Source organism: Amycolatopsis sp. MEPSY49, from assembly GCF_051337345.1.
In the GTDB taxonomy this organism is placed as follows: Bacteria; Actinomycetota; Actinomycetes; order Mycobacteriales; family Pseudonocardiaceae; genus Amycolatopsis.
Genome location: NZ_JBDLYJ010000010.1, coordinates 34,060 through 58,082, shown reverse-complemented (window position 1 = coordinate 58,082; position 24,023 = coordinate 34,060). Strand labels below are relative to the sequence as shown.

Annotated in this window: 28 protein-coding genes; 15 read left to right on the top strand and 13 right to left on the bottom strand. The window is 71.4% G+C overall.

The genetic code is table 11. The features are described 5' to 3' along the window. Position 1: 1 nt before the first annotated feature. From ABFJ78_RS35565 to ABFJ78_RS35555, 3 genes are read right to left on the bottom strand one after another with little or no spacing between them, the layout of a single operon-like run. On the bottom strand, positions 2-646 hold the full coding sequence (locus ABFJ78_RS35565; protein ID WP_436391587.1) for a bifunctional 4-hydroxy-2-oxoglutarate aldolase/2-dehydro-3-deoxy-phosphogluconate aldolase: 645 nt from the start codon (positions 644-646) through the stop codon (positions 2-4). Continuing rightward, complete coding sequence (locus ABFJ78_RS35560; protein WP_436391585.1) at positions 643-1,212, bottom strand: isochorismatase family protein; 570 nt, start codon at positions 1,210-1,212, stop codon at positions 643-645. Before ABFJ78_RS35560 ends, ABFJ78_RS35565 begins: the two co-directional genes overlap by 4 nt. A gap of 12 nt (positions 1,213-1,224) precedes the next feature. After that, positions 1,225-2,526, bottom strand: coding sequence for a nicotinate phosphoribosyltransferase (locus ABFJ78_RS35555; protein ID WP_436391583.1), 1,302 nt, complete (start codon positions 2,524-2,526; stop codon positions 1,225-1,227). Positions 2,527-2,600: 74 nt separating this feature from the next. On the opposite strand from ABFJ78_RS35555, the gene clpS reads away from it, so the two are divergent. From clpS to ABFJ78_RS35525, 6 genes are all read left to right on the top strand, one after another. Beyond that, positions 2,601-2,900: an ATP-dependent Clp protease adapter ClpS gene (clpS, locus tag ABFJ78_RS35550; protein WP_013229464.1), complete on the top strand. Its 300-nt coding sequence runs from the start codon at positions 2,601-2,603 to the stop codon at positions 2,898-2,900. After that, the gene (locus ABFJ78_RS35545) at positions 2,897-3,454 is read left to right on the top strand and encodes a DUF2017 domain-containing protein (protein WP_364452680.1); all 558 of its coding nucleotides are present in this window, start codon (positions 2,897-2,899) and stop codon (positions 3,452-3,454) included. The genes clpS and ABFJ78_RS35545 overlap by 4 nt, the downstream gene beginning before the upstream one ends. Next, positions 3,451-4,431, top strand: a complete 981-nt coding sequence (locus ABFJ78_RS35540; RefSeq protein WP_436391580.1) for a P1 family peptidase — start codon at positions 3,451-3,453, stop codon at positions 4,429-4,431. The genes ABFJ78_RS35545 and ABFJ78_RS35540 overlap by 4 nt, the downstream gene beginning before the upstream one ends. A gap of 98 nt (positions 4,432-4,529) precedes the next feature. Beyond that, complete coding sequence (locus tag ABFJ78_RS35535; protein WP_093948156.1) at positions 4,530-4,937, top strand: Mov34/MPN/PAD-1 family protein; 408 nt, start codon at positions 4,530-4,532, stop codon at positions 4,935-4,937. A gap of 65 nt (positions 4,938-5,002) precedes the next feature. Then, entirely contained in the window at positions 5,003-5,275 is a 273-nt protein-coding gene (locus ABFJ78_RS35530; RefSeq protein ID WP_086679767.1) for a MoaD/ThiS family protein, read from the top strand. A 3-nt stretch (positions 5,276-5,278) separates the two neighbouring features. Further along, a complete protein-coding gene (locus ABFJ78_RS35525) occupies positions 5,279-6,229 on the top strand; it encodes a PLP-dependent cysteine synthase family protein (protein WP_436391578.1) in 951 nt (316 codons plus the stop codon). Between the two features lies 1 nt (position 6,230). On the opposite strand, the gene ABFJ78_RS35520 is transcribed toward ABFJ78_RS35525, so the two are convergent. Then, the gene (locus ABFJ78_RS35520) at positions 6,231-7,058 is read right to left on the bottom strand and encodes an MBL fold metallo-hydrolase (RefSeq protein WP_436391576.1); all 828 of its coding nucleotides are present in this window, start codon (positions 7,056-7,058) and stop codon (positions 6,231-6,233) included. A gap of 10 nt (positions 7,059-7,068) precedes the next feature. Here ABFJ78_RS35520 and ABFJ78_RS35515 point away from each other — a divergent pair, with 10 nt between their 5' ends. Then, positions 7,069-7,791, top strand: a complete 723-nt coding sequence (locus ABFJ78_RS35515) for an aspartate/glutamate racemase family protein (protein ID WP_436392014.1) — start codon at positions 7,069-7,071, stop codon at positions 7,789-7,791. Here ABFJ78_RS35515 and ABFJ78_RS35510 read toward each other — a convergent pair. Next, complete coding sequence (locus ABFJ78_RS35510; RefSeq protein ID WP_436391574.1) at positions 7,781-8,629, bottom strand: arylamine N-acetyltransferase family protein; 849 nt, start codon at positions 8,627-8,629, stop codon at positions 7,781-7,783. The genes ABFJ78_RS35515 and ABFJ78_RS35510 overlap by 11 nt on opposite strands. A 93-nt stretch (positions 8,630-8,722) precedes the next feature. Here ABFJ78_RS35510 and ABFJ78_RS35505 point away from each other — a divergent pair, with 93 nt between their 5' ends. The 5 genes from ABFJ78_RS35505 to rdgB are packed head-to-tail and all read left to right on the top strand — an operon-like array spanning position 8,723 to position 12,367. Continuing rightward, positions 8,723-9,361 carry a rhomboid family intramembrane serine protease gene (locus ABFJ78_RS35505; RefSeq protein ID WP_436391572.1) on the top strand — a complete coding sequence of 213 codons (639 nt, stop codon included), beginning with the start codon at positions 8,723-8,725 and terminating at the stop codon, positions 9,359-9,361. Beyond that, positions 9,358-10,164 carry a glutamate racemase gene (gene murI / locus ABFJ78_RS35500; RefSeq protein ID WP_364452653.1) on the top strand — a complete coding sequence of 269 codons (807 nt, stop codon included), beginning with the start codon at positions 9,358-9,360 and terminating at the stop codon, positions 10,162-10,164. The genes ABFJ78_RS35505 and murI overlap by 4 nt, the downstream gene beginning before the upstream one ends. 29 nt (positions 10,165-10,193) lie before the next feature. Then, positions 10,194-10,961 carry an MBL fold metallo-hydrolase gene (locus ABFJ78_RS35495; RefSeq protein WP_436391570.1) on the top strand — a complete coding sequence of 256 codons (768 nt, stop codon included), beginning with the start codon at positions 10,194-10,196 and terminating at the stop codon, positions 10,959-10,961. A gap of 24 nt (positions 10,962-10,985) precedes the next feature. Next, the gene (gene rph / locus ABFJ78_RS35490; RefSeq protein ID WP_093948149.1) at positions 10,986-11,762 is read left to right on the top strand and encodes a ribonuclease PH; all 777 of its coding nucleotides are present in this window, start codon (positions 10,986-10,988) and stop codon (positions 11,760-11,762) included. Further along, positions 11,759-12,367 carry an RdgB/HAM1 family non-canonical purine NTP pyrophosphatase gene (gene rdgB / locus ABFJ78_RS35485; RefSeq protein WP_436391568.1) on the top strand — a complete coding sequence of 203 codons (609 nt, stop codon included), beginning with the start codon at positions 11,759-11,761 and terminating at the stop codon, positions 12,365-12,367. Before rph ends, rdgB begins: the two co-directional genes overlap by 4 nt. On the opposite strand, the gene ABFJ78_RS35480 is transcribed toward rdgB, so the two are convergent. The 6 genes from ABFJ78_RS35480 to ABFJ78_RS35455 form a co-directional block, all read right to left on the bottom strand. Further along, a complete protein-coding gene (locus tag ABFJ78_RS35480; RefSeq protein ID WP_436391566.1) occupies positions 12,364-15,501 on the bottom strand; it encodes an NACHT domain-containing protein in 3,138 nt (1,045 codons plus the stop codon). The two genes, rdgB and ABFJ78_RS35480, sit on opposite strands and share 4 nt — an antisense overlap. A 75-nt stretch (positions 15,502-15,576) precedes the next feature. Next, positions 15,577-16,050 carry a thioredoxin-dependent thiol peroxidase gene (bcp, locus tag ABFJ78_RS35475; RefSeq protein ID WP_436391565.1) on the bottom strand — a complete coding sequence of 158 codons (474 nt, stop codon included), beginning with the start codon at positions 16,048-16,050 and terminating at the stop codon, positions 15,577-15,579. Between the two features lie 16 nt (positions 16,051-16,066). After that, positions 16,067-16,609: a hypothetical protein gene (locus tag ABFJ78_RS35470; RefSeq protein ID WP_436391563.1), complete on the bottom strand. Its 543-nt coding sequence runs from the start codon at positions 16,607-16,609 to the stop codon at positions 16,067-16,069. 192 nt (positions 16,610-16,801) lie between these two features. Further along, positions 16,802-16,984: a hypothetical protein gene (locus ABFJ78_RS35465; RefSeq protein ID WP_436391561.1), complete on the bottom strand. Its 183-nt coding sequence runs from the start codon at positions 16,982-16,984 to the stop codon at positions 16,802-16,804. 134 nt (positions 16,985-17,118) lie between these two features. Continuing rightward, positions 17,119-18,006: a hypothetical protein gene (locus ABFJ78_RS35460; protein WP_436391560.1), complete on the bottom strand. Its 888-nt coding sequence runs from the start codon at positions 18,004-18,006 to the stop codon at positions 17,119-17,121. A 49-nt stretch (positions 18,007-18,055) separates the two neighbouring features. Then, entirely contained in the window at positions 18,056-18,946 is an 891-nt protein-coding gene (locus tag ABFJ78_RS35455) for an AraC family transcriptional regulator (protein ID WP_436391558.1), read from the bottom strand. A 140-nt stretch (positions 18,947-19,086) separates the two neighbouring features. Between ABFJ78_RS35455 and ABFJ78_RS35450 the strand changes: the two genes are divergently transcribed. Then, positions 19,087-20,169, top strand: coding sequence for an aldo/keto reductase (locus ABFJ78_RS35450; RefSeq protein ID WP_436391556.1), 1,083 nt, complete (start codon positions 19,087-19,089; stop codon positions 20,167-20,169). On the opposite strand, the gene ABFJ78_RS35445 is transcribed toward ABFJ78_RS35450, so the two are convergent. Continuing rightward, positions 20,163-21,083, bottom strand: a complete 921-nt coding sequence (locus ABFJ78_RS35445; RefSeq protein ID WP_436391554.1) for a helix-turn-helix domain-containing protein — start codon at positions 21,081-21,083, stop codon at positions 20,163-20,165. The two genes, ABFJ78_RS35450 and ABFJ78_RS35445, sit on opposite strands and share 7 nt — an antisense overlap. A 70-nt stretch (positions 21,084-21,153) precedes the next feature. On the opposite strand from ABFJ78_RS35445, the gene ABFJ78_RS35440 reads away from it, so the two are divergent. Continuing rightward, positions 21,154-22,101: an NAD(P)H-binding protein gene (locus tag ABFJ78_RS35440; RefSeq protein WP_436391552.1), complete on the top strand. Its 948-nt coding sequence runs from the start codon at positions 21,154-21,156 to the stop codon at positions 22,099-22,101. Here ABFJ78_RS35440 and ABFJ78_RS35435 read toward each other — a convergent pair. Next, positions 22,094-23,020 carry an AraC family transcriptional regulator gene (locus ABFJ78_RS35435; RefSeq protein ID WP_436391550.1) on the bottom strand — a complete coding sequence of 309 codons (927 nt, stop codon included), beginning with the start codon at positions 23,018-23,020 and terminating at the stop codon, positions 22,094-22,096. The two genes, ABFJ78_RS35440 and ABFJ78_RS35435, sit on opposite strands and share 8 nt — an antisense overlap. Before the next feature lie 84 nt (positions 23,021-23,104). On the opposite strand from ABFJ78_RS35435, the gene ABFJ78_RS35430 reads away from it, so the two are divergent. After that, complete coding sequence (locus ABFJ78_RS35430) at positions 23,105-23,956, top strand: NAD(P)H-binding protein (RefSeq protein ID WP_436391548.1); 852 nt, start codon at positions 23,105-23,107, stop codon at positions 23,954-23,956. The last annotated feature ends 67 nt before the right edge of the window (positions 23,957-24,023 follow it).

The following is a 24,023-nucleotide window of genomic DNA, read 5'->3' as shown; positions in this document are numbered from 1 at the left end:
CTCAGGGGGTCTTGAAGCGGGCGGCTGCCGCGACGAACTCGCCGGCCCGGGTTGCCAAGTCGGGGAGGCTGCCGCTCGGCGAGAGCGCGTCGCCCAATAGCGGCGTTGCCGCGGCCACCGCGATCGCTCCCGCGCGCAGGTAGCCCTCCACGTCGGACAGGTGGACGCCGCCCGTCGGGACCAGCGGGACGTCCGGCAGCGGGGCGCGGACCGCGCGCAGGTAGGCGATCCCGCCCACCGCCGCCACCGGGAACACCTTCACCGCGGCCGCGCCGAGGCGCCACGCCTGGTCGATCTCCGTCGGCGTCAGCGCGCCGCAGACCACCGGGGTGTCCAGCTCGGCCGCGCGCTCCAGGACCGCCGGGTTGACCGTCGGCGTGATCAGGTACGCCGCGCCCGCGTCGACCGCGATGTCCACATCGGACGGTTCGCGGACGCTGCCCGCGCCGATCAGCGCGTCTTCGCCGAGCGCCAGGCGCAGCGCGGTGATGGCCGCGGGCGCGCCCGGCGTCGTCAGCGTCGCTTCGAGCAGGCGGACGCCCGCCGCGTGCAGCACCATCGCCGCGTCGGCGAACCGCGACGCGTCGGTGGCCCGCAGGATCGCGACGAGCCGGTGTTCGGCCAGCAGTGCCCGCAGGTCCTTCACGCGACGTGCGCCGTTCCGGTGTGCGCGACGCCGGCTTCGTCGAAGTCCCGCAGGGTGCTGTCGACCGACGCACGCGCGATCCCGGCGGTGTGGTCGAGCAGCACGCGCACGCCGAACCCGGCGCGGGCCGCGTCCAAGGCCGTCGCCCGCACGCAGTAGTCGGTGGCGATCCCGACGACGTCGACGTCGGTCACGTCGTGGTCGCGCAGCCACGCCTCCAGGGACTTCCCGTCGCGGGACGCGCCTTCGAAGCCCGAGTAGGCCGCGCTGTACTCGCCCTTGGAGAAGACCTCGGTGATCGGCACGACGTCCAGCGCCGGGTGGAACGACGCGCCCGGCGTGCCCGCCACGCAGTGCGGTGGCCAGCTGTCCTTGAAGTCCGGCGTCGCGCTGAAGTGCGCGCCCGGGTCGATGTGGTAGTCGCGGGTGGCCACCACGTGCGAGTAACCGCCGGTGACGCTGAGGGTCGAGATCGTCGAAGCGGCCGCCGCACCGCCGTCGACGGCCAGCGAACCCCCTTCGCAGAAGTCGTTCTGCACGTCCACCACGATCAGCGCGGTTCCCATGGTCGGCTCCGTTCAGAGAAACAACGTCGGGATGGCGGGCTCGCCGTGCGAGAGCTTGAGGCCCTCCCACGGCAGGCTGACCAGGCCGCGGCGCAGCCGCTGCCTCGCGTCGTCGAGCGTAGGCAGGTTCGCCTCCGCGCGGCCGCCCCGGATGAGCGGGATCTGCAGCGGCCGGTCGTTCGCGTCCGGCTCCGGAGCCTTCCCGGCCGTCGTCCAGACGACCTCTTCGACCGCCGTGCCGGTGCCGCGGTGGCGCCGCAGCGCGGACTTGCGCCCGCCGCGGGACTCCTTGTGGGCACTGCGCTTGGCGACCGGCTTGCCGTCCACCTCGACCAGCTTGTAGACCATCCCGGCGGTCGGCGCGCCGGACCCGGTGACCACCGACGTCCCGACGCCGTACGCGTCCACGGGCTCCGCGCGCAGCGCCGCGATGGCGTGCTCGTCGAGGTCGCCGGACACGACGATCCGGGTGTCCTTCGCCCCGAGGGAGTCCAGCTGCTCGCGGGCGCGGCGGGCGAGCGGGCCGACGTCGCCGGAGTCGATCCGGATCGCGCCGAGCTCCGGCCCGGCGACGCGCACCGCGGTCTCGATGCCGGCGGTGATGTCGTAGGTGTCGACGAGCAGCGTCGTGTCCGGGCCCATCTTCTCGACCTGCGCGCGGAACGCGGCCTCTTCGCTGTCGTGCAGCAACATGAAGGCGTGCGCGACGGTGCCGCGGGTCGGGATGCCGTAGCGGCGGCCGGCCTCCAGGTTGGACGTCGTCGCGAAGCCGGCCAGGTAGGCGGCGCGGGCGGCCGCGACGGCGGCGTACTCGTGCGTGCGGCGGCCGCCCATCTCGATGATCGGGCGGCCGTGCGCGGCGCCGGACATCCGGGCCGCGGCGGACGCGATCGCGCTGTCGTGGTTGAGGATCGACAGGACCAGCGTCTCCAGCAGCACGCACTCGCCGAACGAGCCGGTGACGGTCAGCAGCGGGGAGCCCGGGAAGTACAGCTCGCCCTCGGCGTAGCCGTCGACGTCACCCGAGAACTCGTAGTCGGCGAGCCAGGACAGCGTCGCGTCGTCGACGACCGCGGTGGCCTCCAGCTGCGCCAGCTCGGCGTCGGTGAAGCGGAAGTCCGCGATCGCGTCGAGGACGCGGGCGGTCCCCGCGACGACGCCGTAGCGGCGCCCGTCCGGCAATCGCCGGGCGAACACCTCGAACACGCAGGGCCGCGCGTGCGTCCCGTCGGCGAGCGCGCTGCCCAGCATGGTCAGCTCGTAGTGGTCGGTGAGCAGCGCAGTGCTGGCCGTCGCCGGCTCCGGTGAACCCATGGGGTAAGCCTATTCACCCACATGGCCGGACCTGGCGCGGCGTACCCCGTGCGCCCCGTGACACCATGGGGTGCATGTCCACGCCTGTCGCATCCGAACAGACGCAGGTCGAACCGGCCGGTGCGGAAGTCGCCGAGTCGGACACCCCCTGGCGGACCGTGGTCTGGAACGACCCGGTGAACCTCATGTCGTACGTGACGTACGTCTTCCAGAAGCTGTTCGGCTACAGCCGCGACCACGCCACCAAGCTGATGCTGGACGTGCACCAGAAGGGCAAGGCGATCGTGTCGTCCGGCAGCAAGGAGAAGGTGGAGACGGACGTGGCGAAGCTCCACGCGGCGGGCCTGTGGGCCACCATGGAGCAGCCCTCGTGAACGGGTGGCGGCGCAAGGGCGCGGTGATCCACGCGGGCTTCGAGCAGCAGGAAGCGGCGGTGCTGCGCGGGCTGGTCAGCCAGCTCGAGGACATGCTGACCGCGCGCGCCGAGGAGGCGCCGCAGGACGAGCTCGCCGAGCTGACCGGCATCCGGATCGGGCCCACCGAGTCCCCGGACGACCCGGTGCTGTCGCGGCTGCTGCCGGACTTCCACAAGCTCGACCCGGACAACCCCTCGCGCGAGGACATCGACTCGGCCGCGGCGATGCGCTCGCTGCACGAGCCGGAGCTGCTGGACGTCAAGGTCGGCGTCGCGAAGATCGTGCTCGACACGCTGCCGCGCGACGGTGGCCACGTCCGGCTGACCGAGGAGCAGGCCGACGCGTGGCTGGGCGCGCTCAACGACGTCCGGCTGGCGCTGGGCACCGCGCTCGACGTCACCGAGGACATGCCCGACGAGCTGCCCGAGGACGACCCGCGGGCGCCGCACCTGGGCGTCTACCACTGGCTGACCTGGGTGCAGGAGACGCTGATCCAGGCGCTGACCGGATGATCACCGACGTGCCGGGTGTCCTCGTCGGGCACCACGAACGGGTCGGCGACGGCTGGGCGACCGGGACGACGGTGGTCCTGGTCCCGGACGGCGCGGTCGGCGCCGTCGACCAGCGCGGCGGCGCGCCGGGCACGAGGGAGACCAACCTGCTGGAGCCGGAGAACCTGGTGCAGCGGGTCAACGCGGTGTGCCTGTCCGGCGGTTCGGCGTACGGCCTCGCGGCGGCGGACGGCGTGATGAAGTGGCTTTCCGAGCGCAACCTCGGGTTTCCGGTCGGCGCTCAGCCACACGAGGTCGTGCCGATCGTCCCCTCGGCCGTGCTGTTCGACCTGCCGCGCAGCGAGTGGGGCAACCGGCCCGACGCGTCCTTCGGCTATGCGGCGTGCGAAGCGGCTTCGGGCTCTTTCGCGCTGGGCACGGTCGGCGCCGGTGCCGGCGCGGCCGTGGGGTCGTTGAAGGGCGGGATCGGTTCCGCGAGCGAGGTCGTCGGCGAGTACACGGTGGGCGCGCTGGCGGCGGTCAACGCGGCCGGCGAGGCCGTGGACCTGACGACCGGCCGGGCGTACGCGGCCGATCACGGCGACTTCGGCGTGACGTGGCCTTCGCGACCGGCGGACCTGCCGTCGCGCCGGACCGACCTGAACACGACGATCGGCGTGGTCGCGGTCGACGCGGCGCTGTCGAAGGCCGAAGCGCGGCGGCTGGCGGTCGCGGCCCAGGACGGGCTGGCGCGCGCGGTGCGCCCGGCGCATACGATGTTCGACGGCGACACGGTGTTCGCGCTGGCCACGGGCGCGCGCGAGCTGCCGGAGGCGACCGGCCCGTTCGGCGCGGCGGCGCGGCCGGTGGCGCTGGACACGCTGTGCTCGGCGGCGGCGCGGGTGTTCGCGCGGGCGATGGTGCACGGCCTTCTGGCGGCGACCACCGCCGGCGGGGTGCCGGCGTACCGGGACGTCTGGCCGGAAGCGTTCGCGTAACGGCCGCGTGCCGGACGCCGGGGTCGAGCCGTTGAAGGCCTGGTGAGCGCAATATCTCATCATCTGGACACGGTTTGTCCACCACCTAAGATGGCGGTGTGCTCCGGATCCGCCGTGAACTCGTCGACGAGATCGTCGCCCATGCCCGTCGTGACCACCCCGACGAGGCCTGCGGCGTGATCGCCGGGCCCGAAGGGTCCGACTCGCCCGAGCGGTTCATCCCCATGCTGAACGCCGCCCGGTCGCCGACCTTCTACGAGTTCGACTCCGGCGACCTGCTGAAGCTCTACCGCGAGATGGCCGCCAACGACGAGGTGCCCGTGGTGATCTACCACTCGCACACCGCGACCGAGGCCTACCCGTCGCGGACCGACGCGAACATCGCGGCCGAGCCGGACGCGCACTACGTGCTCGTCTCCACCCGCGACCCCGAAGTGCACGAGTTCCGCTCGTACCGGATCGTGGACGCCGAGATCACCGAGGAGCCGGTCGAGATCGTCGGCTGAGCCCACGGAATAAACCGCCGCGCCACCGGCGTCTGCGTGTAAGAACCCACCGGAGGTAAGAACCCATGGCCGTGACCGTCTCCATCCCGACGATCCTGCGCACCCACACCGGCGGCGAGAAGTCCGTCGAGGCGAAGGGCGCGACCGTCCTCGAGGTCATCGACGACGTCGAGTCCCGCCACGCCGGCATCAAGGGCCGCCTGGTGAAGGAGGAGAAGCTGCACCGCTTCATCAACGTCTACGTCAACGACGAGGACGTGCGCTTCGCCGGCGGGCTCGAGGCCGAGGTCAAGGACGGCGACACCCTGACCATCCTCCCCGCCGTGGCCGGTGGCTGATCGATGGCTCGCTTCGAGTCCCTGCTCGACGCGCTCGGCGGCACCCCGCTGGTCGGGCTGCCCCGGCTTTCGCCCACGCACGACGTGCGCCTGTGGGCGAAGCTGGAGGACCGCAACCCGACCGGCTCGATCAAGGACCGGCCCGCGCTGGCCATGATCGAAGCCGCCGAGCGCGAAGGCAAGCTCCGCCGCGGCTCCACGATCCTGGAGCCGACGTCGGGCAACACCGGCATCTCGCTGGCCATGGCCGCCAAGCTCAAGGGCTACGGGCTGGTCTGCGTGATGCCGGAGAACACCTCGACCGAGCGCAAGCAGCTGCTGCAGGCCTACGGCGCGCGGATCGTGTTCTCCCCGGCCGCGGGCGGCTCGAACGAGGCCGTCCGGCGGGCGAAGGAGCTGGCCGAGGCGAACCCGGACTGGGTGATGCTCTACCAGTACGGCAACCCAGCCAACGCCGACGCGCACTACCGCGGCACCGGGCCCGAGCTGCTGAAGGACCTCCCGACGCTGACGCACTTCGTCGGCGGCCTCGGCACGACCGGCACGCTGGTCGGCGTCGGGCGCTACCTGCACGAGGCGAAGCCGGACGTCCAGGTGATCGCGGCCGAGCCCCGCTACGGCGAGCTGGTGTACGGCCTGCGCAACCTCGACGAGGGGTTCGTCCCGGAGCTGTACGACCCTTCGGTGCTCAACGGCCGGTACTCCGTGGGCGCGTACGACGCTCTGCGGCGCACTCGCGAACTGCTGGAGCACGAAGGCATCTTCGCGGGCATCTCGACGGGCGCGGTGCTGCACGCCGCGCTGGCGGTGGCCGAGAAGGCCGCCGCGCGTGGTGAGCCGGCGGACGTGGCTTTCGTCGTCGCGGACGCGGGGTGGAAGTACCTGTCGACGGGGGCCTACGCGGGGTCGCTCGACGAGGCCGCCGAACGGCTCGACGGGCAGCTCTGGGCCTGAGTCACTCGGCTTTCCAGAGCTCGGGCAGGGCGAGGTCGACGCCGTCGGCCTCGGCCAGCCGCTCGAAGGTCGCCATCGTCGCGCCCAGGTCGTCGAACAGCTTGGGCAGCAGCTTCAGCGGCTTGGACAGCGGCCGCCAGAAGGCGTCCCAGTGGATTGGCCGGACCTTGCGCGGTCCGAGCGCGCCGACGGTCTCGCGCCAGTACTGCTCCCGCCACTCTTCGGTCTGCTTCCCCGCCGCGCCGATGCCCAGGTAGACGACGTCCGCGGAGTAGCCGGCGAGCGCTCCGGGCACGAAGTTCGCCGACGCGTGGACCTGGACGCTGCCCGCCGCGTGCGCGATGTGGAACGAGTAGCAGCGCCCGGTCTTGAACGCCTTCGCCTTGGCCGGCACCCGGACCGGCTCGGTGATCTCGCCGGGCACCCGGTCACCGGCGCTGTGGACGGCCTCGACCGGCGTCACGGTGAAAGCGCCGAACTCGACGGGCTTGCCCGGCACCAGCTCTTCGAAGGGCTCGTCGGCCAGGCCGTAGCCCTCCTGCACCTTCCTGGTCGACGGCGAGCCGGCCAGCGTGGCGCCGGTCAGTTCGGCCACGACCGGCGCGTCGAGGACGTGGTCGACGTGGGAATGCGCGACCAGGACGGCGTCCAGCTTCGTGACTCCGAGGCGCCGCAGGGCGTCGTCGATCCGGCCGCGGTCCGGTGCCACCCGCGTCGCCATCTTCAGCAGGGACGGCCGTGAGAAGAAGCCGTCGACCAGGACGGCCGAGGTGCCGTCGGTGACCAGGACGTTCGCCACCCCGGCGAAAGCCGTGCGCAGTTCGGGCATGCTGACCATCATGAAGGTCATCGGGCTGCTGGGCGGGATGAGCTGGGAATCGTCGATCGAGTACTACCGGCTCGTCAACGAACGGGTGAAAACCCTGCTCGGCGGCTTCCACTCCGCGCACACCGTGCTCTACTCCGTCGACTTCGCCGCCATCGAGGCCATGCAGGCCGAGGGACGCTGGGACGACGCCGGGGCCGAGCTGAACCGGGCCGCCCGCGCGCTGGAGGCCGCGGGGGCCGACTTCGTCGTCCTCTGCACCAACACCATGCACAAGGTCGCCGACCGGCTCACCGACGGCCTCGGCATCCCGCTGCTGCACCTCGGCGACGCCACCGCCGCGGCCATCCAGGCCGCCGGGATCCGGCGGATCGGGCTGCTGGGCACCGGCTTCACCATGGGCCAGCCGTTCTACCGCGACCGGCTCGCCGCGCACGGCCTCGACGTGCTCGTGCCCACCGAGGACGACCGCGACCTCGTCCACCGCGTCATCTACGACGAACTCGTGCTCGGCGTCGTGAAGCCGGAGTCGCGCGAGGCCTACCGCGGCGTGATCGCGCGGCTCGTCGAGGCCGGCGCCGAGGGCGTGATCTACGGCTGCACCGAGATCGAGCTGCTCGTCGGCCCGGCCGACTCGCCCGTGCCGACGTTCCCCACCACCCGCCTGCACGCCGACGCCGCCGTCGGCTTCGCGTTGGGCCGGACGCCGCTGCCGCCGGCCCCGGTCACACGCTGACCACCGGCCCTCCCGTGTGGGCGTCGTGCTGCGCCACGACCTGCCGCCACAGCCGCTCGCGCTCCGCGTCGGTGAACAGGTCCGGGGTGACGCCGAAGACGTCCGCCGCTGCCGCCCACCACTCCGCCGGCGACTCGACGACCTCCTTGACGCCGTGGCGGTTCAACGTGCGCGCCCGCAGAGTGTCGACGCCCGCCGCGTCCCGGCGCTGCAGCACGCAGACCCGGACGAACCCGGACTCCGGCGCGGTCGACAGCCACGCGTGCTTCTCCGCGAAGTCGGCCATCTCCGCCGCGCCCGGCGCGAAGTCGAAGCCGGTGAAGCTGCCCGACGGGTCGTGATCGAACCGCCAGCCGCCCGGCGCCGCCTCCGACGGCCGCAGCCGGTAGGTGTGCGGGCCCTGGGTGTACGTGCCTTCCCGTAGGGGGAGCGGCTCGTGGATGCCGTCGCCCAGCCCCGCGTCCACCAGCCACGTCGTCCCCGGGTCGTCCGGCAGGCCGGAGACGGTCAGCGCCAGGTGGTTGCGGTCGACGTTCGGCGCGTCGCCCGGGCTGCCCTGCACCCCGCCGAGGTGGCGCGTGACCTGGTAGCCGAGCTCGCGCAGCAACGCCGAGAAGGCGCCGTTCAGGTGGTAGCAGTACCCGCCGCGACCACGCAGGATCCGCGCCAGCGACGCCGACGGCTCCAGCGGTGTCGGCCGCCCGAGCTGGATCTCCAGCGCCTCGTACGGCACGCGTTCGACCTGCGCCGCGTGCAGGCGCCGCAGCGCGGCCACGCTCGGCGGCTCCGCCTCCAGGCCGAGCCGCGTCAGGTATGCCGTGACATCGAAGTTCCCCATGCCGCGAAACGTTAGCGGGCACCACCGACAAAATGAGGGGATCAGGGATTTCACCCGAGGTGGACGCGCCGGGGCCGACGTACCGTCGATCACGTGAGCACTTTGAACCCCGCCCCGGAAACCGACGCCGCCAAGCGCGTGCTGCCGCCGAAGCCCAAGGCGGCCGCGCTCGTGGCGCTCTCCTTCACCCTGCTGCTCTACCTGGTCGAGCTGGCCGACGTGATCATCCCCGGCGACCTGGACCAGGGCGGCATCCACTCGCGGGCGCTGTCCGGTCTCGACGGCGTGCTCTTCGCGCCGCTGCTGCACGCCGGCTGGACGCACCTGTTCGCGAACACCGTGCCGGTGCTCGTGTTCTCCTTCCTCGCCATGGCCGCCGGGATCGGCCGGTTCGCGCTGGTCACGGCCATCATCTGGGTGGTGTCCGGGCTCGGGGTGTGGCTGGCCGGGCCGGCGAACGGGGTCACCGTCGGCGCGTCCGGGCTGGCCTTCGGCTGGCTCGCCTACCTGCTGGTGCGCGGCATCTTCAACCGCGCGGCCGGGCAGATCCTGGTCGCCGTCGTCCTGCTCGGCGTGTGGAGCGGCATGCTCGCCGGCCTGCTGCCGGGCAACCCGGGCGTTTCCTGGCAGGGACACGTCTTCGGCGCGCTGGCCGGCGTCCTCGCGGCGTGGCTGACGAGCCGCCGGTCGCGCAAGGACGTCCCGGCGGCGACGGGTAACCTCGAAGCGTGACATCTTCGCCCGCTGATGCCCCGATCGGCGTGTTCGATTCCGGTGTCGGCGGGCTGACGGTGGCGAGGGCGCTCCTCGAGCAGCTGCCCGCCGAGCAGCTCCGGTACGTCGGTGACACGGCGCGCAACCCGTACGGGCCGCTCCCCATCGCCACCGCGCGCAGCTACGCGCTGGAGGCGCTCGACGAGATCGTCGAAAGCGGCGTGAAGGCCCTGGTCATCGCCTGCAACACGGCGTCGGCGGCCTGCCTGCGCGACGCGCGTGAGCGCTACGACGTGCCGGTGATCGAGGTGGTCCTCCCGGCCGCGCGCCGCGCGGTCGTGGCGACCCACACCGGCCGCGTCGGCGTGATCGGCACCGAAGGCACCGTGCGGTCGCGCGCCTACGAGGACGCGTTCGCCGCCGCGCCGGGCATCACGCTCACCAGCGTCGCCTGCCCGCGGTTCGTCGACTTCGTCGAACGCGGCATCACCTCCGGCCGCCAGGTGCTCGGGCTGGCGCAGGGCTACCTCCAGCCGCTGCTCGACGCCCAGGTCGACACGCTCGTGCTCGGCTGCACGCACTACCCGCTCCTGCAGGGAGTGCTCCAGATCGTGATGGGCCAGGAGGTCACCCTCGTGTCGAGTGCGGAGGAGACGGCCAAGGACGTCGTCCGCGTGCTCACCGAACGGGACCTGCTGACGACCCGGGAGACCCCGCCGCGGCACGAGTTCCTGGCCACCGGCTCGGCCGAGCCGTTCACCCGGCTCGCCGCGCGCTTCATGGGGTTCGCCCCGGGTGTCCTCGCTCCCACCACCGCGTGATCGGGCCTGAAGGCGCTTAGGGTGTCGACGTGCGACTGACCATCCTCGGGTGCTCCGGCAGCATCCCCGGGCCGAACACCGCGGCGTCCGGCTACCTGGTCGAGGCCGAGGGCTTCCTGCTCGGCCTCGAACTCGGCAACGGCACGCTGGCGCAGCTGCAGGCCGTGGCCGATCCGTTCGACCTGGACGCCCTGGTGCTCACGCACCTGCACCCCGACCACTGCGCCGACGTCAGCGCACTCACCGTCCTGCGGCGCTACCACCCGGCGCCGCCGTACCCGGCGCGCCCGCGCCTGCTGCCGCTCTACGCGCCGCCGGACGCGCCGGTCCGGCTCGCGAACGCGTACGCGCCCAACGAAACCGAGCGGGCCGTCACGGACCTCTCCGACGTCTACGCCTTCCGCCCGCTGCGGCCGGAGCCGTTCCGGATCGGGCCGTTCGAGGTCGTCGCGGTCGAGGTGGACCACCCGACCCCGGCGTACGGCCTGCGCATCTCCTACGGCGGCCGGATCCTGGCGTTCACCGGCGACACCGGGCCGTGCCGGGCGCTGAACGAGCTCGCCGACGGCGTCGACCTGCTGCTGGCCGAAGCGTCCTGGACGGATTCGGCGGAGCGGCCGGCCGGGGTGCACCTGTCGGGCAAGCAGGCCGGCGAGCTGGCGCGCGACGCCGCGGTCGGGCGGCTGCTGCTGACGCACATCGCGCCGTGGACGGACGCCGGCGCGGTCCTGGCCGAGGCCTCGGCGGAGTTCCCCGGCGCCGAGGTCGTCAAGCAGGGTGCCGTATACGACGTCTGAGCGCCCGGTCCTAGAGTGCTCCCCGTGGCTCGTAAAGATGGCAGGAACGACGACCAGCTCCGGGACATCAAGATCACCCGGGGGTTCCAGCAGTGGCCGGCGGGGTCGGTCCTGATCGAATTCGGCAACACTCGCGTGCTGTGCGCGGCGAGCGTCACCGAAGGGGTGCCGCGCTGGCGGGCCGGGTCCGGGCTGGGGTGGGTGACCGCCGAGTACGCGATGCTGCCGTCGGCGACCAACACCCGCGGCGACCGCGAGTCGGTCAAGGGCCGCATCGGCGGGCGCACGCACGAGATCTCGCGGCTGATCGGCCGTTCGCTGCGGGCCTGCATCGACCTGGCGGCGCTGGGCGAGAACACGATCGTCATCGACTGCGACGTCATCCAGGCCGACGGCGGTACCCGCACGGCCGCGGTGACCGGCGGTTACGTGGCGCTGGCGGACGCGATCACGTGGCTGGGCGCGGCGAACCGGCTCAACGACCCGCAGCCGCTGTCGTCGTCGGTGGCGGCGGTGAGCGTCGGCGTGGTCGACGGCCGCGTGCGGCTCGACCTGCCGTACGAAGAGGACTCGCGCGCCGAGGTCGACATGAACGTGGTGGCGACGGACGCGGGCACGCTGATCGAGGTCCAGGGCACCGGCGAGGGCGCGACGTTCGCGCGGTCCACTTTGGACACGATGCTGGACATGGCGCTGGCGGGGTGCGCCGAGCTGACCCGGTTGCAGAACGAGGCGCTGGCGCTGCCGTACCCGGGCGAGCTGCCGGAACCGCGCCCGGACAAGAAGAAGGGCTCGAAGTGACGAAGTTGCTGCTGGCGACGCGCAACGAGAAGAAGCTCGGCGAGCTGCGGCGGATCCTTGCGGCGGAAGGGATTTCCGGGCTGGAGGTCATCGGGCTCGCGGACGTCCCGTCGTTCCCGGAGGCGCCCGAGACGGCACCGGATTTCGAGGGCAACGCGGTGGCGAAGGCCCGCGACGCGGTGGCGGCTTGTGGTCTGCCGGCCATCGCCGACGACTCGGGCATCGCAGTCGACGCGTTGAACGGCATGCCGGGTGTGCTGTCGGCGCGGTGGTCAGGTCGGCACGGCGACGACGACGCGAATCTGGACTTGGTGCTGGGGCAGTTGCGGGACGTGCCGGACGAGAGGCGTGGGGCGCAGTTCGTGTGCGCGGCGGCTTTGGTCCTGCCTTCGGGCGAGGAGACGGTGGTCCGCGGCGAGTGGCGCGGGTCTTTGGTCCGTGCGCGGCGGGGTGTGAACGGGTTCGGGTACGACCCGATTTTCGTGCCGGACGGGGAGTCCCGGACGTCGGCGGAGATGGAGCCGGCGGAGAAGGACGCGGTTTCCCACCGGGGCAGGGCGTTGCGCGCCCTGCTCCCGGCGTTGCGGGAACTCGCCGACGGTTAGTGGACGATCAGCTTGACTCCGGGGCCGAGCTTCTCCACGCCGAGGAGCTCGGTTTTCGTGGCTTCGACGGTCACGTTCAGGTCGGTCAGCGGGCTGAGATCCACCGGCGCGGTCAGTGAGCTGAGTGTCAATTTTCTCAGGTGTCGTCCGGCGGCGATCGAACCGAGATCCACGATTGCCATCTCGTACAGATCGAGTGTCTCCACCATGGGAAAGCACTTGATGATGGCCTCGCCGGTTATCTGAATCTTCTCTGATTTGCTATGTGCGTGGAGTACGACGCTTCTGAGTGTGACTAAGGGTGTTGACAGAGACAATATTTTCGGCCGAATTCCCTGAAGAACGACGGTCTCAAGCTTCTCCAAGGAGGCGAGGGGATCAAGACTTCTTACCCGCTGCAGGCTGGTGAGGGCGAGAAATGTGGTAGTCGTCAGCTCGCTGAAGGCTTCGAGATCACGCCACGGCAGCCTGTTGTTGAGAATTAGGTAATTCAGCTGACGAAGGCTCTTCAAGTGTCGCACGCCGACAAACTTGCGGGCGAAGTGCAGGAAGATCGAGTCCAGATTCGAGTGATCTCTCAAAGAGCCGAGATCGACAGTCGCCTTCTCGTCAAGGAATAGGAGAACGGAACTCAAGCAGGGCAGTGAGTCGAGTGCGCTGAGATCCGGTTGCGCTTCCGAAAATGGCAGGGTGACTCGCAGTCTGGTCAGGTTCTTCAGGTGGCGCACGTGCGGCAAGAGCCGTGCGGTCTCGACCGTCGCCCGGCCGTCGGCCAGGGGAGAATCAGCCAAGACATCGATCGCATACTTTTCCGGGTCGAAGTACTGCCAGGCTTGGGTCAGTTGGCGCTGAACTTTCGGGCGAGGGTCCTGCGCGTAGTTGTGCAGAAGCTTCAGCGCGTCGGCGCCCGCGGTCAGTGCCGCTGCCCGGACCGAAGCCGCTGCCACCGCCTCCGACAGCCCATCGAGGGTCTCCGGCAGATACCGCAGCACCCGATGCCCGATCGATGCCAACGACTGCGTCTCCCGCAGGCTTCGCGGCGGTACCAAGTGCTCCTGGATCATCGCCTCGACCCGGGCGATGACGTCCGGCGACACGTTGCTCACCGTCTCCAGGCACGCCGCCGCGAGGAGCCGGAGGTGGCGGGCGTGGCGCGTTCCCTCGTCCGCCCGGTCCAGGATGCCGGTCAGCAACGTCCCTGCTTGATGGTGCTTCGCGTGGCCGCACGCCATCACGATCGTCTCCCACCACGTGTCCAGGTGGGCTCGCTCGATCAACGTCTCCAGGTAGTCCTGCTCGGTCGCTTCGTTGGCGGCCAAGCACTCCTGGAAGGTCCGGTGCACAAAGTCGACCCGGTCGCGTACCGGCTCGCGAAGCACACCGCTGCGTTCGAGAAGGTGGTCCAGCACCTCGTCCGGCGTGTGGTCGACGTGCGGCAGCGAGGGCAGGCGGCGGGCGAGGTGCTCGCGTACGCGGTCCTTCGGCAGTTCCACCTTCGACGCCAGCGATAGCCGCCACGCCAGGTCGCCCAGCAGGATCTGCTTTTGCGCCTCCGTGAGGATCACGCCGATTTTGCGCTCCGCGTCGCGCAGGTGCAGCAGCATCGACAGCGCCTTGCGGTACAGGTCCATCCGGTCGCGCGGGAGCTCGGACCGGTGGGCCAAGTTGAGGGCGCACAACATCGCGCAGAGCAGCGGGCTGGATGCGAGGGTCCGCAAGTGCGGCCGGCTGTCGAGCTGGTTGAGCAGCCGTCGCTGGACCGCGGGCAGGTCGGTGCCCGACCGCACCGTGCCACCGGCTGCCGCGGCCTTGTGCCAGCGCTCCACCAGGGCCCGGATGTCGTCGGCGTTCATCGGCTCGAGCAGGACGCAGCCGAACCCTTCGTGGAACAGCCAGTTCTGGTCCGCCGCGGCGGTGCGCGAGGTCACGACGACCACGCTGTCCGGGAACGCCAGTGTCAGCTCGCGCAGCCAAGACTTCACCTCCCGGCGGTGGCTCGTACCGACCTCGTCGACCCCGTCGACGAGGACCATCGCCCGTCCGGTGTCGAGCAGGCGGCGGGCCCAGCCGTCCGGCGGGGCCAGCATCGGCGCGATGTGTGCGACGAACTCCTCCGGACGCGGCAACGACTCGTCCGCGAAGGAGCGCAGCCGGATCGGGAACGGCACCCGGCCGTTCCAACCTGCGAGCTTGCCGGTGAACCGGCCGCGGGCCGCCGTCACGGCCAGCCAGTCCAGCAATGTCGTCTTGCCCGATCCGGCTTCGCCCCGGACCAGGACCCGGGTGGCGCCGCTCAGCGCTGTCTCCACCCGCATGTTCGCGCTGCCCGCGTGGTCGTGGCGCTTTGCGAACCACAGCTCGTCCAGGCGACGGTCGGCCGCACGGGATCCGCCCTCGGGTGAGACGCTCAAGCTCAGGTAGGCGACCGTCAGCGGCAATGCGGGCTGGTCGTCCATCGTCAGGCCGAGCAGCTCGAGCCGGTCGAGGTCGCGGGCGAGCAAACCCAGATAACTCGCCTCGAACTCGGCGTCGCGGTCGGGGCCGTCCGGTGCGGTGAGGCTCGTCTTCGGCAGGCGAGCCAACAGCTCTTCCAACTGGTCGCCCTGCTTGCTGAGCCGACCCAGCAATTCGGCGAGCGCGCGCGGCTGGAATGACGGCAGGTGCCGGACCACCTGCACGAGGTGACGGCACGCCTGGTCGAGCGCCAGCTCGTACAACGCGGCCGCCTTGGGGGCGAGGTGGCGCTCGGCGGCCAGGTCCGGGAGTTCGCCGCGGACCTTTCGGGCCAGCTGTTCCGGGTCCGTGTCCGCCGACAGCAGGGCGTCGTCGGACAAATCTGCCTTGGTCAGCGCGTCTTCGACCGCCAGGAAAGCCGCGTCGATCTCGTTTTGCGGCAACGTCGAAAAGCGGTCGGCGAGAACCTGCTCCAGCTGCTCGGCCACCTGCGTGCCGATGTTCTGGACCAAGTTCTCCAGCTTACGCCGCTCCAGCGGGCCCTTCAGCTCACCAGCTGCCAGCTCGACCAGATCAGCGGACCGCGCGACGCCGGCCTTCCGCCGCTGTAGCCACGACTTCGCCGCGGATGACGCGATCTGCCCGCCGAGCTTCAGCGCTGGTGCTTCCAAGCCCGTCAAACCGTCCTCCCACCCTCAGACCGCCGGATGTTTCCGCGCGGACTGGGGGAGGACAAGCCTGCAAGCGGGTGGAAGTCAGGACGCCAGGCCGAGGTCCCGGATCAGCTTCGCCACGTGGCCGGTCGCGCGGACGTTGTAGAACGCGTTCGCGATCTTGCCCTCCGGGTCGACGACGAATGTCGAACGGATCACGCCCATATACGTCTTGCCGTAGTTCTTCTTCTCGCCGTACGCGCCCCACGCCTCGATGACGCCCTTGTCCGGGTCGCCCAGGAGGGGGAACGTCAGGCTCTCGTTCGCCGCGAACTTCGCCAGCTTCGCCTGCGTGTCCGGGGAAATGCCGATGACCTGGTAGCCCGCGTCGTTCAGCTCGGCGAGGTTGTCGCGGAAGTCGCACGCCTGCTTGGTGCAGCCCGGGGTGCTCGCCGCCGGGTAGAAGTACACCACCACGGACTTGCCGCGGAAGTCGCGCAGCGAAACGCTCTTGCCCTCGCTGTCGGGCAGGGTGAAGTCCGGGGCTTCGTCGCCGGGGGAAAGTCGCTCGGTCATGGGGCCGAGCGTAGCGTCAGGCCGGGCCGCAGTAGGTGACCGCGGCGGGCTCCGTCGCGCTCGGGCGGATCTGCAGGCGCAGCTGGGCCGGCTCCGGCGGGACCGCGAACGCCAGCGTGACGTGCACCGAACGGCCCGGCAGCACGTCCTTGCCCGCGTCGGCGATGCCGGTGAACCCCTGCGTCGTGTCCACGACCTGCTTGACCGGGTTGCCCGACGAGGTCGCGGTGACCGTGAGGCCCGAGAGCTTGTACGTCGTCGCGCCGTCGTTCGTCAGCTCGACGTCGAACGCCGCGCCGCGGGGGCTGCGCGGGTACGCCGACACGCTGGGCTGGAACGACTTGGGCGAGCCGACCGAGATGGTGAGGCCGCTGGCGAACCGGTGGTCGGCGCCGAACTTGAGGTCGTTGCCCGCCTGCGAAGCCGACGCTCCCGCGCCCGCCGGCGAGCCCGCGCCGAGGGCCGCGGTGCCGTCCTGCGCCGAAGGGACCCCGCACGCCACCGCCAGGGAAAGCAGTCCTGTGGTGAACATGATCTTGCACGTGCGCGCGAGCGCCATCGCGGGTACTCCAGTCGGCGGGTCGGGGGTGCCGTTCGGCAACGGGGCGTGCCGGGCGAACCCGCTCCACTCTGGCCGTGATCGCGCGGGGTTACGAGGAAACACAGGGGGTTGTCGCGCACCTGGTGCCGCCCCGTGGCCAATCCGTGACCGGAACGGCACGGGTGGTGACAATCACCACCGACATGCCACTTAAACCGCGAGCGCGAGCAGCAGGATGAAGATCGCCACGCCGGCCACCCACGCGGCCATCAGCCAGCCGAAATCGCGGACCGGGTCGACCGCGCGGCTCTCCTCGCCGGGCACGTAGACGCCGCGTTCCTCGAACCAGTCGGCCCAGCGGGCGAACCAGCTCAACGGGTTGCGCGACGTCATGCTTCACCTCCGGGCACCTGCGTCCCGTCACAGTACGGGTTCGGCCGGGCACACCGTAAGGGACGTGACCGGTCACCGCCGGTAACTTCGATGTGCCACGGCCGAGTGAAGCTCGGCACCGCTCGTGTAGAAGCTCAAACGACTCCGTTGCGCTGCAGGATCGACACCGCACGGACGGTCGCGTAACCGCGCCATTCGAGCTCGGCGGCGGGCGAATAACTGGCGAAGTCGACGCGCCAGCCACCGTCGTCCTGCTGCTGTTCGGCGAGCCGCCGCAGCTCCGTTTCGATGACGGAGTCCGCGAACAACGCGCGGGCCGGGCGGTCCGGCAGCGGCGCGAAGTCCAGGGCGCGCAGGGTTTCCCCGTCCGAACCGCCGGCCACCGGGACCAGGCCGTCCGGTGAGACGTACGCGGCCAGCCGGTCCAGCAGCGGGGCGGCCTCGGCGTGGAAGTCGTGCGCCGCGTCCACCATGCCCACCGCGAACGACAGCGCGATCGCGTGCGGTGCGTCGGAAAGCGCGCGGATCTCGCGGAAGCAGTATTCGGTCGCCGCGGCGAGCCACGGGTGGTCGCGCACCGCGCGGTCGTGACGGGCGACGCGCAGGGCGACACCGGCGGCGAACGCCGTGCTCTGCAGTGTCGCCTCCTTCGGGTCGGCCTGGACCCAGAAGGGCGCGCAGCCCGCCGGGTCCGCCACGGGCAGGGCGAAGGGCAGGCCGCCGTCCGGGGTCGACACCGAAGCCAGCCAGTCGCAGAGCCGCGCGGCGTGCGGGGTGGTGTCCGGGCCGAGCTCTTCGAAGACCTCGAAGGCGTGCAGCGCGCCGCCGGGCTGGCTTTCCGGCGCCCGCAGGTCGGGCTCGAGGCCCCAGCCGTAGCCCCCGTCGGGGTTGCGGTAGCCGTCGACGGCGGCCAGAACGGCGTCGGCGTGGGTTTCGCCGCGGAGCAGCTCGAAGCGGCGTCGGTCGAGGAGCCGGGCGTGCGTCGCCATGAACGACGCCGCCGCGGAAAGGTTCACAGCCATGCCGTCAGCGTCGCACCGGCGCGGGCGCGGGTCTTGAACGGATCGGACGTCAGGGCAGCCGCGGCCCCGGGGCGGCTGCCGCGCGCAGCCGGGCCGCGTCCTGGCCGGGCGGGGCGCCGAAAAGGCGGCGGTACTCGCGGTTGAACTGCGACGGGCTGTCGTAGCCGACGAGGTGCCCGACGCCGGCGACGTCGCCCGCGTCGGCCAGCAGCAGCGAACGGGCCTCCTGCAGGCGGATGCGCTTCTGGAACTGCAGCGGGCTCATCGCCGTGACCGCGCGGAAGTGCCGGTGGAACGCCGACGGGCTCAGCCCGCTCAGCCGCGCGAGCTCGCCGATCCGCATCGGTTCGGCGAAGTTCTCGCGGATCCACCGGATCGCGCGGCCGACATGGGCCAGACCGCTGTCGGCCAGGCCGATCTGGCGGAGCAGGCCGCCGTGCGGGCCGGTCAGCAGCCGCCAGAGGATCTCCCGCTCGATCAGCGGGGCGAGCACGGGCGCGTCGGCGGGGTGGTCGAGCAGCCGCACCAGCCGGACGACGGCGTCGAGCAGCTCGGGGCTCGCGTCCCCGGTCGCGATCGGCGACGGCGGCGGGGTGCGGGGGAACCGGCCCGGCGGGGCTTCGAGCAGCAGCGGGGCGATGGCCGCGGGCCGCAGTGCCAGGCCGACGCCCAGCGCCGGTGTCTCCGGCGTCGCGCCGACGAAGTGGCCGGTCACCGGCAGGTCGGTGCCGACCAGCAGGTACTGCCCGGCGCGGTAGGTGTGCACCTGCTCGCCGAGCAGCAGGCGCTTGCCGCCCTGGGCCATCACCACCAGGAGCGGCTCGGCCAGCGAGTGGTGCGGCTCGCTGGTGTCCACTTCGGACAGCAGCAGGCCGGGGATCGGCGTGCGCAGGTCGGCGCGCGCGTGGGCGGCGACGAGGTCGCGAAGCTCGGTCAGCACGCCTCCAGGGAAGCACGGCCGCTTGCCGCTGACAATCCAGGTTGCGCGGATCGTGCAAGAGCCCGCGTCGATCGATCTACCGTTGAGCTGGGTTTGCGCGGTTTCCTTCTTGTGTTGATCCGACACCGGAGGAGAGTTCCATGCCACTCGACCACTACGTCACCCTCGGCCGGTCCGGGCTGCGCGTCAGCCCGTTCGCGCTCGGCGCGATGACCTTCGGCGAAGATCCTGGCGGCGCCGGCTGCGGCGTCGAGGAGTCCGAGAAGATCCTCGCGACCTACCTCGACCTCGGCGGGAACTTCGTCGACACGGCCAACTTCTACACCAACGGCCACTCGGAGAAGATCCTCGGCGACTTCTTCGCGGCGCGGCCGGGACGCCGTCAGCACGTGGTGCTGGCGTCGAAGTTCTTCGGCAACATGTTCCCGGGCGACCCCAACGGCGGCGGCGCGGGGCGCGGGTCGATCATCGCCCAGCTCGACGAGTCGCTGCGCCGGCTGCGGACGGACTACCTCGACCTGTACTGGCTGCACAACTGGGACCGGCACACGCCGATCGAGGAGACGCTGCGGACCCTCGACGACCTCGTGCGCGCGGGCAAGATCCGCTACGTCGGCTTCTCGAACACCCCGGCGTGGGTCACGGCGCAGGCCCAGACGACGGCGTTGCTGCGGGGCTGGACACCGCTGGTGGCGCTGCAGGTCGAGTACTCGCTGCTGGCGCGGACGGTGGAGGGGGAGCTGGCGCCGTTCGCGCTGGACCAGGGCATCGCGCTGACGCCGTGGAGCCCGCTGAAGAACGGCTTCCTGTCGGGCAAGTACCGGCGTGGCTCGTCGGCGCCGGATTCCGCGCGGGCCGCGTTCGTCGGTGGCCCGTCGGAAGCGGAGTACGCGGTCATCGACGTGGTCGCCGAGATCGCTTCGGCGCTGGAGACGACGTCGGCGGCGGTTTCCCTGGCGTGGCTGCGGGCGCGGCCGGGCACGGTGGTGCCGATCGTCGGCGCGCGGCGGCTGGAGCACCTGACCGGCAACTTGGCGGGCCTGGACGTCACGCTCCCGGCGTCGGAGCTGGCCCGGCTGGACGAGGTTTCCGCGCCGACGCTGGACTACCCGGCCCCGATGCACGGCGCCCAGCGGGCAATGCTGCAGTTCGCGGGCGCGACGGTCGACGGCGAACCGTCCACTGTGTACCCACCGCTGCTGCAGAGCGACGTGCGCTACTGACCGCGGAAGGTGCGCCGGTAGGTGTCCGGAGGCACGCCCACCGTCCGGTTGAAGTGCCGGCGCAACGTCGTCGCCGTGCCCATCCCGACCGAGGCCGCGATCGTCTCCACCGGTGAGTCTGTGTTCTCCAGCAGCTCCTGCGCCCGCCGGATTCGCTGGATCAGCAGCCACCGCAACGGTGTCGTGCCCGTCGCCGCGTGGAAGTGGCGGGTCAGGTGGCGGGTGCTCACCTTCGCCTGGCGGGCCAGGTCCTCCACGGTCAGCGGCTGGTCCAAGCGCGCGGTGATCCACGGGAGGAGCGCCGCCAGTGGGTGGTCGTCGCGGGCCGGGACCGGGGTTGCCACGTACTGGGCCTGGCCGCCCGCTCGGTGCGGGGGTACCACCAGGCGGCGGGCGACCGCGTTGGCCGCCGCCGGGCCGTGGTCGGCGCGGACCAGGTGCAGGCACAGGTCCATCGCCGCCGCCTTGCCCGCCGAGGTCAGCACGCTGCCGTTGTCGACGTACAGCACGTCGGGGTCCACCGTCACCCGCGGGAACCGGGCGGCGAGGACGTCGGTGTGCGCCCAGTGCGTCGTCGCGCGGAGGCCGTCGAGCAGGCCGGCCGCGGCGAGCACGAACGCGCCCGTGCAGAGCGATGCCACCCGCGCGCCGGCCGCGTGGGCCGCCCGCACCGCTTCGACGAGGTCGGCGGGCGGGTCCACATCGACGTCCGCCCAGCCGGGCACGAGCACCGTGCCCGCGCGCGCCAGCCGGTCGAGGCCGTCGTCGGGCTCCAGGAGGAACCGGCCGACGCGGACCGGCGCCGAGCCGCAGACCGCGAAGTCGTACCGCGGGTCGTCGCCGAACACCTCGGACGCGATCGTCAGCTCGAACGACAGCATCCCGTCGGTGGCGGCGAGCGCGACTGCGTGCATGTCCGAAAGTGTACGTAGCACGGCGTTCCGGACACTGTCGCCAGGGGAGAACCATCGCGAGGATGGCCGCATGACTTCGGTTCTGGTTTACGGCGCTTACGGACACACCGGCCGTTTCGTGGTGGCTGAGCTGCGCGAACGCGGCTTCACCCCGGTCCTTTCCGGCCGCGACGCGGCGAAGCTCCCGGGAGGGCGGCCGGCCTCGGTCGACGACCCGGCGTCGCTCGACCGCGCGCTGGACGGTGTCGCCGCGGTGATCAACTGCGCCGGGCCGTTCGCCGCGACGGCGCGCCCGCTGATCGAGGCGGCGGCGCGCGCCGGAGTGCCGTACGTGGACGTCGCGGCCGAGATCGAGGCCAACCTCGACACGTTCGCGCTGGCCGTCGACACGGTGGTGGTGCCCGCGATGGCGTTCTTCGGCGGCTTGGCCGACCTGCTGGCGACGGCGGCGATGGGCGACTGGCCGGCGGCCGACGAGATCCACGTGGCGTACGGGCTGAGCGGCTGGCACCCGACGCCCGGCACGCTCGAAGCGGGCCGGGTGTCCCGGGAACGCCGCGACGGCAAGCGCATCCGTTTCACGGGCGGCCGCCTGGAGTACCGCGAGGACGCGTTGCGGTCGCTGGAGTGGACGTTCCCGGAGCCGCTGGGCACCAAGCGGGTGCTCGGCGAGTTCTCGATGGCCGACATCGTGACGATCCCGAGTCACCTGAAGGTCGCCGACGTCACCAGCTACATGACGACCGACGCGGCGAACGGCCTGGCGGCGGCGAACGAGCGTGACGTGGCGGAGACGTTCGTGGTGGAGGTGCTGGTCCGCGCGGGCGGCGAGGAGCGCCGGGCGATCGCGCGCGGCGAGGACATCTACGCGGTCAGCGCACCGCTGGCGGTCGAAGCCGTGGAGCGAATCCTGAGTGGACGGACAAAGGCGACAGGCGTCGCATCGGCAGGGGAGATTTTCGACGCGGCCGACTTCCTGCAGGCCCTCCACCCACACATCGCGGTCGAGTTCAGCTGAGCTCGGCACCGCGGTAGCCACCGGGGGTGGTGGCGTACTCGCGCCGAAAGGCTTTGGAGAAGGCGAAAGCCGACCCGTATCCGACGGCCGCGGCGACCTGCGCGACCGGCCGATCGGACTCGCGGAGCAGCTGCGCGGCGGTGGTCATCCGCCACCGGGTGAGGTAGGTCAGCGGTGGTTCACCGACAAGAGAGGTGAACCGCCGGGCGAAGGCGGCCCGCGAGAGCCCGGCCGCAGCACCGAGCTGCTCGACGGTCCAGGCCCGGGCGGGATCGCCGTGAATGGCGGCCAGCGCCCGCGCGGTAACGGGATCGGCGAGCGCACTCGACCACCCGGGAGCACCGGCGGTCTCGTGCAGCCAGGCCCGCAGCATGTAGACGAGCAGGGCATCGACGAGCGAGGGAGCGACAACGGCGGCCCCGGGAGGGTGCGCGGCCAGCTCGTCGCCGAGGAGCTGCACCATCGCCCGCAGCCCGGGGTGGCGGCCGGGCACGGCGGGCAGGTGCGCCACCTCGGGCAGGTCCCGCAGGAGCGGGTGCGGCCGGTGCCGGCGCAGCCGGTAGGCACCGCAGACGATCGTCGCGCGAGCACCGGGGCCAGGGAGCGAGACGCGCCCGAAGGGCGTGGCCGCGGAGGGCCGCGTGGGCCGGAAGTCGACGAGGGGCGTGCCGGGCGTCGAGGTCAAGGCGTGGGGAACGCCGCGCCCGAGCAGGACGACATCACCGGGCCCGAGTTCGACCGGCTCGAAGTCGGCACCACCGGGCAGCGGGGTGAGCCAGGAGGTGCCCTGCAGAACAACGTGAAAGGCGGCCCCGGTGGTGTGATCGAAGCGCAACCCCCAGGGAGCATGCGCTTCGGTGTGGGCGGCAACCGGAGTGCCGGCGCGCAGAGCTGCCAGTACGTCGGCGAGCACATCCATGGGTCCACCATAGCGAGACGATCGGACAATGTAGTGCGCGTCTGAGCCATTCACCGTCTCGCCTGCCGTCTCTAGTTTGAAGTAATGACGGTGTGGATCGAAGGTGCGACAGGCAAGGCCGGCCGACGAGTGGTGGAGGCTCTGACGGCGGCAGGGGTACCGGTACGGGCGGCAAGCCGCCACCCCGGCGACGTAAAGGGCTTGGTGACCCCGGTCCGGTTCGACTGGTACGACGAATCGACGTGGGCCCCAGCGGTCGGCAACGCGGAGGCGCTGTTCCTGAAGGGACTGGACAGCGACGAGAAGGCGGCGACGATCATCACCCGATTCCTCGATGCGGCGACGTCGGTGACGAGGGTGGTGCTGATGTCGGCGGTGGGTGTCGACAAGACACCGGACAACGCACCGCGCCGAGCGGTCGAGCTGGCAGTGGAGAAGTCGGGCAGGAGCTGGACGATCTTGCGCCCGAGCTGGTTCTTGCAGAACTTCGACGAGGACGAGTGGGTGTTCGCAAGGGCGTTGCGCGAGAGGAACGAGCTGTACGCGGGAAGCGGCAAGAGCAAGGTGAGGTTCACGGACACCCGAGACCTGGCGGACGCGGCGGCAGCGGTCCTGACGCAGGAAGGCCACGAAGGCCGCAGCTACACGATCACAGGCCCGGAGCAGTTGACGTTCGGAGAGGTGGCAGAGCTACTGGCCAGGACATCGGGCCGCCCCATCCACCACGTGGACGCAACACCGGAGGAGCACCGAGCCCACTTCGCAAAATCAGGCCGCCCGGAGGCCTGGGTAGACCACATGCTGCACCTGTTCAAGCTGGTGAGGGCAGGAGTCTTCAGCCCCCGAACGAGCGACTTCGAGAGCCTGACGGGCAAGAAGCCACGCACAGCGAGCCAGTACGCCGAAGATAACTGGCAGCCCCAAACCCCCAGCTGACCACGAAAGAAGCGGGGGCCCGGGGGCGAAGCCCCCGAAGGAACCCGGGGCGAAGCCCCGAGGACGG

Excerpts from the sequence above, each read along its gene's own strand:
- ABFJ78_RS35450 (WP_436391556.1), top strand. The coding sequence starts at position 19,087 with ATGCCACTCGACCACTACGTCACCCTCGGCCGGTCCGGGCTGCGCGTC.
- ABFJ78_RS35540 (WP_436391580.1), top strand. The coding sequence starts at position 3,451 with ATGATCACCGACGTGCCGGGTGTCCTCGTCGGGCACCACGAACGGGTC.
- ABFJ78_RS35560 (WP_436391585.1), bottom strand. The coding sequence starts at position 1,212 with ATGGGAACCGCGCTGATCGTGGTGGACGTGCAGAACGACTTCTGCGAA.
- ABFJ78_RS35435 (WP_436391550.1), bottom strand. The coding sequence starts at position 23,020 with ATGGATGTGCTCGCCGACGTACTGGCAGCTCTGCGCGCCGGCACTCCG.
- ABFJ78_RS35460 (WP_436391560.1), bottom strand. The coding sequence starts at position 18,006 with ATGGCTGTGAACCTTTCCGCGGCGGCGTCGTTCATGGCGACGCACGCC.
- ABFJ78_RS35470 (WP_436391563.1), bottom strand. The coding sequence starts at position 16,609 with ATGGCGCTCGCGCGCACGTGCAAGATCATGTTCACCACAGGACTGCTT.
- ABFJ78_RS35515 (WP_436392014.1), top strand. The coding sequence starts at position 7,069 with ATGAAGGTCATCGGGCTGCTGGGCGGGATGAGCTGGGAATCGTCGATC.
- ABFJ78_RS35530 (WP_086679767.1), top strand. The coding sequence starts at position 5,003 with ATGGCCGTGACCGTCTCCATCCCGACGATCCTGCGCACCCACACCGGC.
- ABFJ78_RS35520 (WP_436391576.1), bottom strand. The coding sequence starts at position 7,058 with ATGCCCGAACTGCGCACGGCTTTCGCCGGGGTGGCGAACGTCCTGGTC.
- bcp (WP_436391565.1), bottom strand. The coding sequence starts at position 16,050 with ATGACCGAGCGACTTTCCCCCGGCGACGAAGCCCCGGACTTCACCCTG.
- ABFJ78_RS35510 (WP_436391574.1), bottom strand. The coding sequence starts at position 8,629 with ATGGGGAACTTCGATGTCACGGCATACCTGACGCGGCTCGGCCTGGAG.
- clpS (WP_013229464.1), top strand. The coding sequence starts at position 2,601 with ATGTCCACGCCTGTCGCATCCGAACAGACGCAGGTCGAACCGGCCGGT.
- ABFJ78_RS35440 (WP_436391552.1), top strand. The coding sequence starts at position 21,154 with ATGACTTCGGTTCTGGTTTACGGCGCTTACGGACACACCGGCCGTTTC.
- ABFJ78_RS35445 (WP_436391554.1), bottom strand. The coding sequence starts at position 21,083 with ATGCACGCAGTCGCGCTCGCCGCCACCGACGGGATGCTGTCGTTCGAG.
- ABFJ78_RS35465 (WP_436391561.1), bottom strand. The coding sequence starts at position 16,984 with ATGACGTCGCGCAACCCGTTGAGCTGGTTCGCCCGCTGGGCCGACTGG.
- ABFJ78_RS35525 (WP_436391578.1), top strand. The coding sequence starts at position 5,279 with ATGGCTCGCTTCGAGTCCCTGCTCGACGCGCTCGGCGGCACCCCGCTG.
- ABFJ78_RS35430 (WP_436391548.1), top strand. The coding sequence starts at position 23,105 with ATGACGGTGTGGATCGAAGGTGCGACAGGCAAGGCCGGCCGACGAGTG.
- ABFJ78_RS35555 (WP_436391583.1), bottom strand. The coding sequence starts at position 2,526 with ATGGGTTCACCGGAGCCGGCGACGGCCAGCACTGCGCTGCTCACCGAC.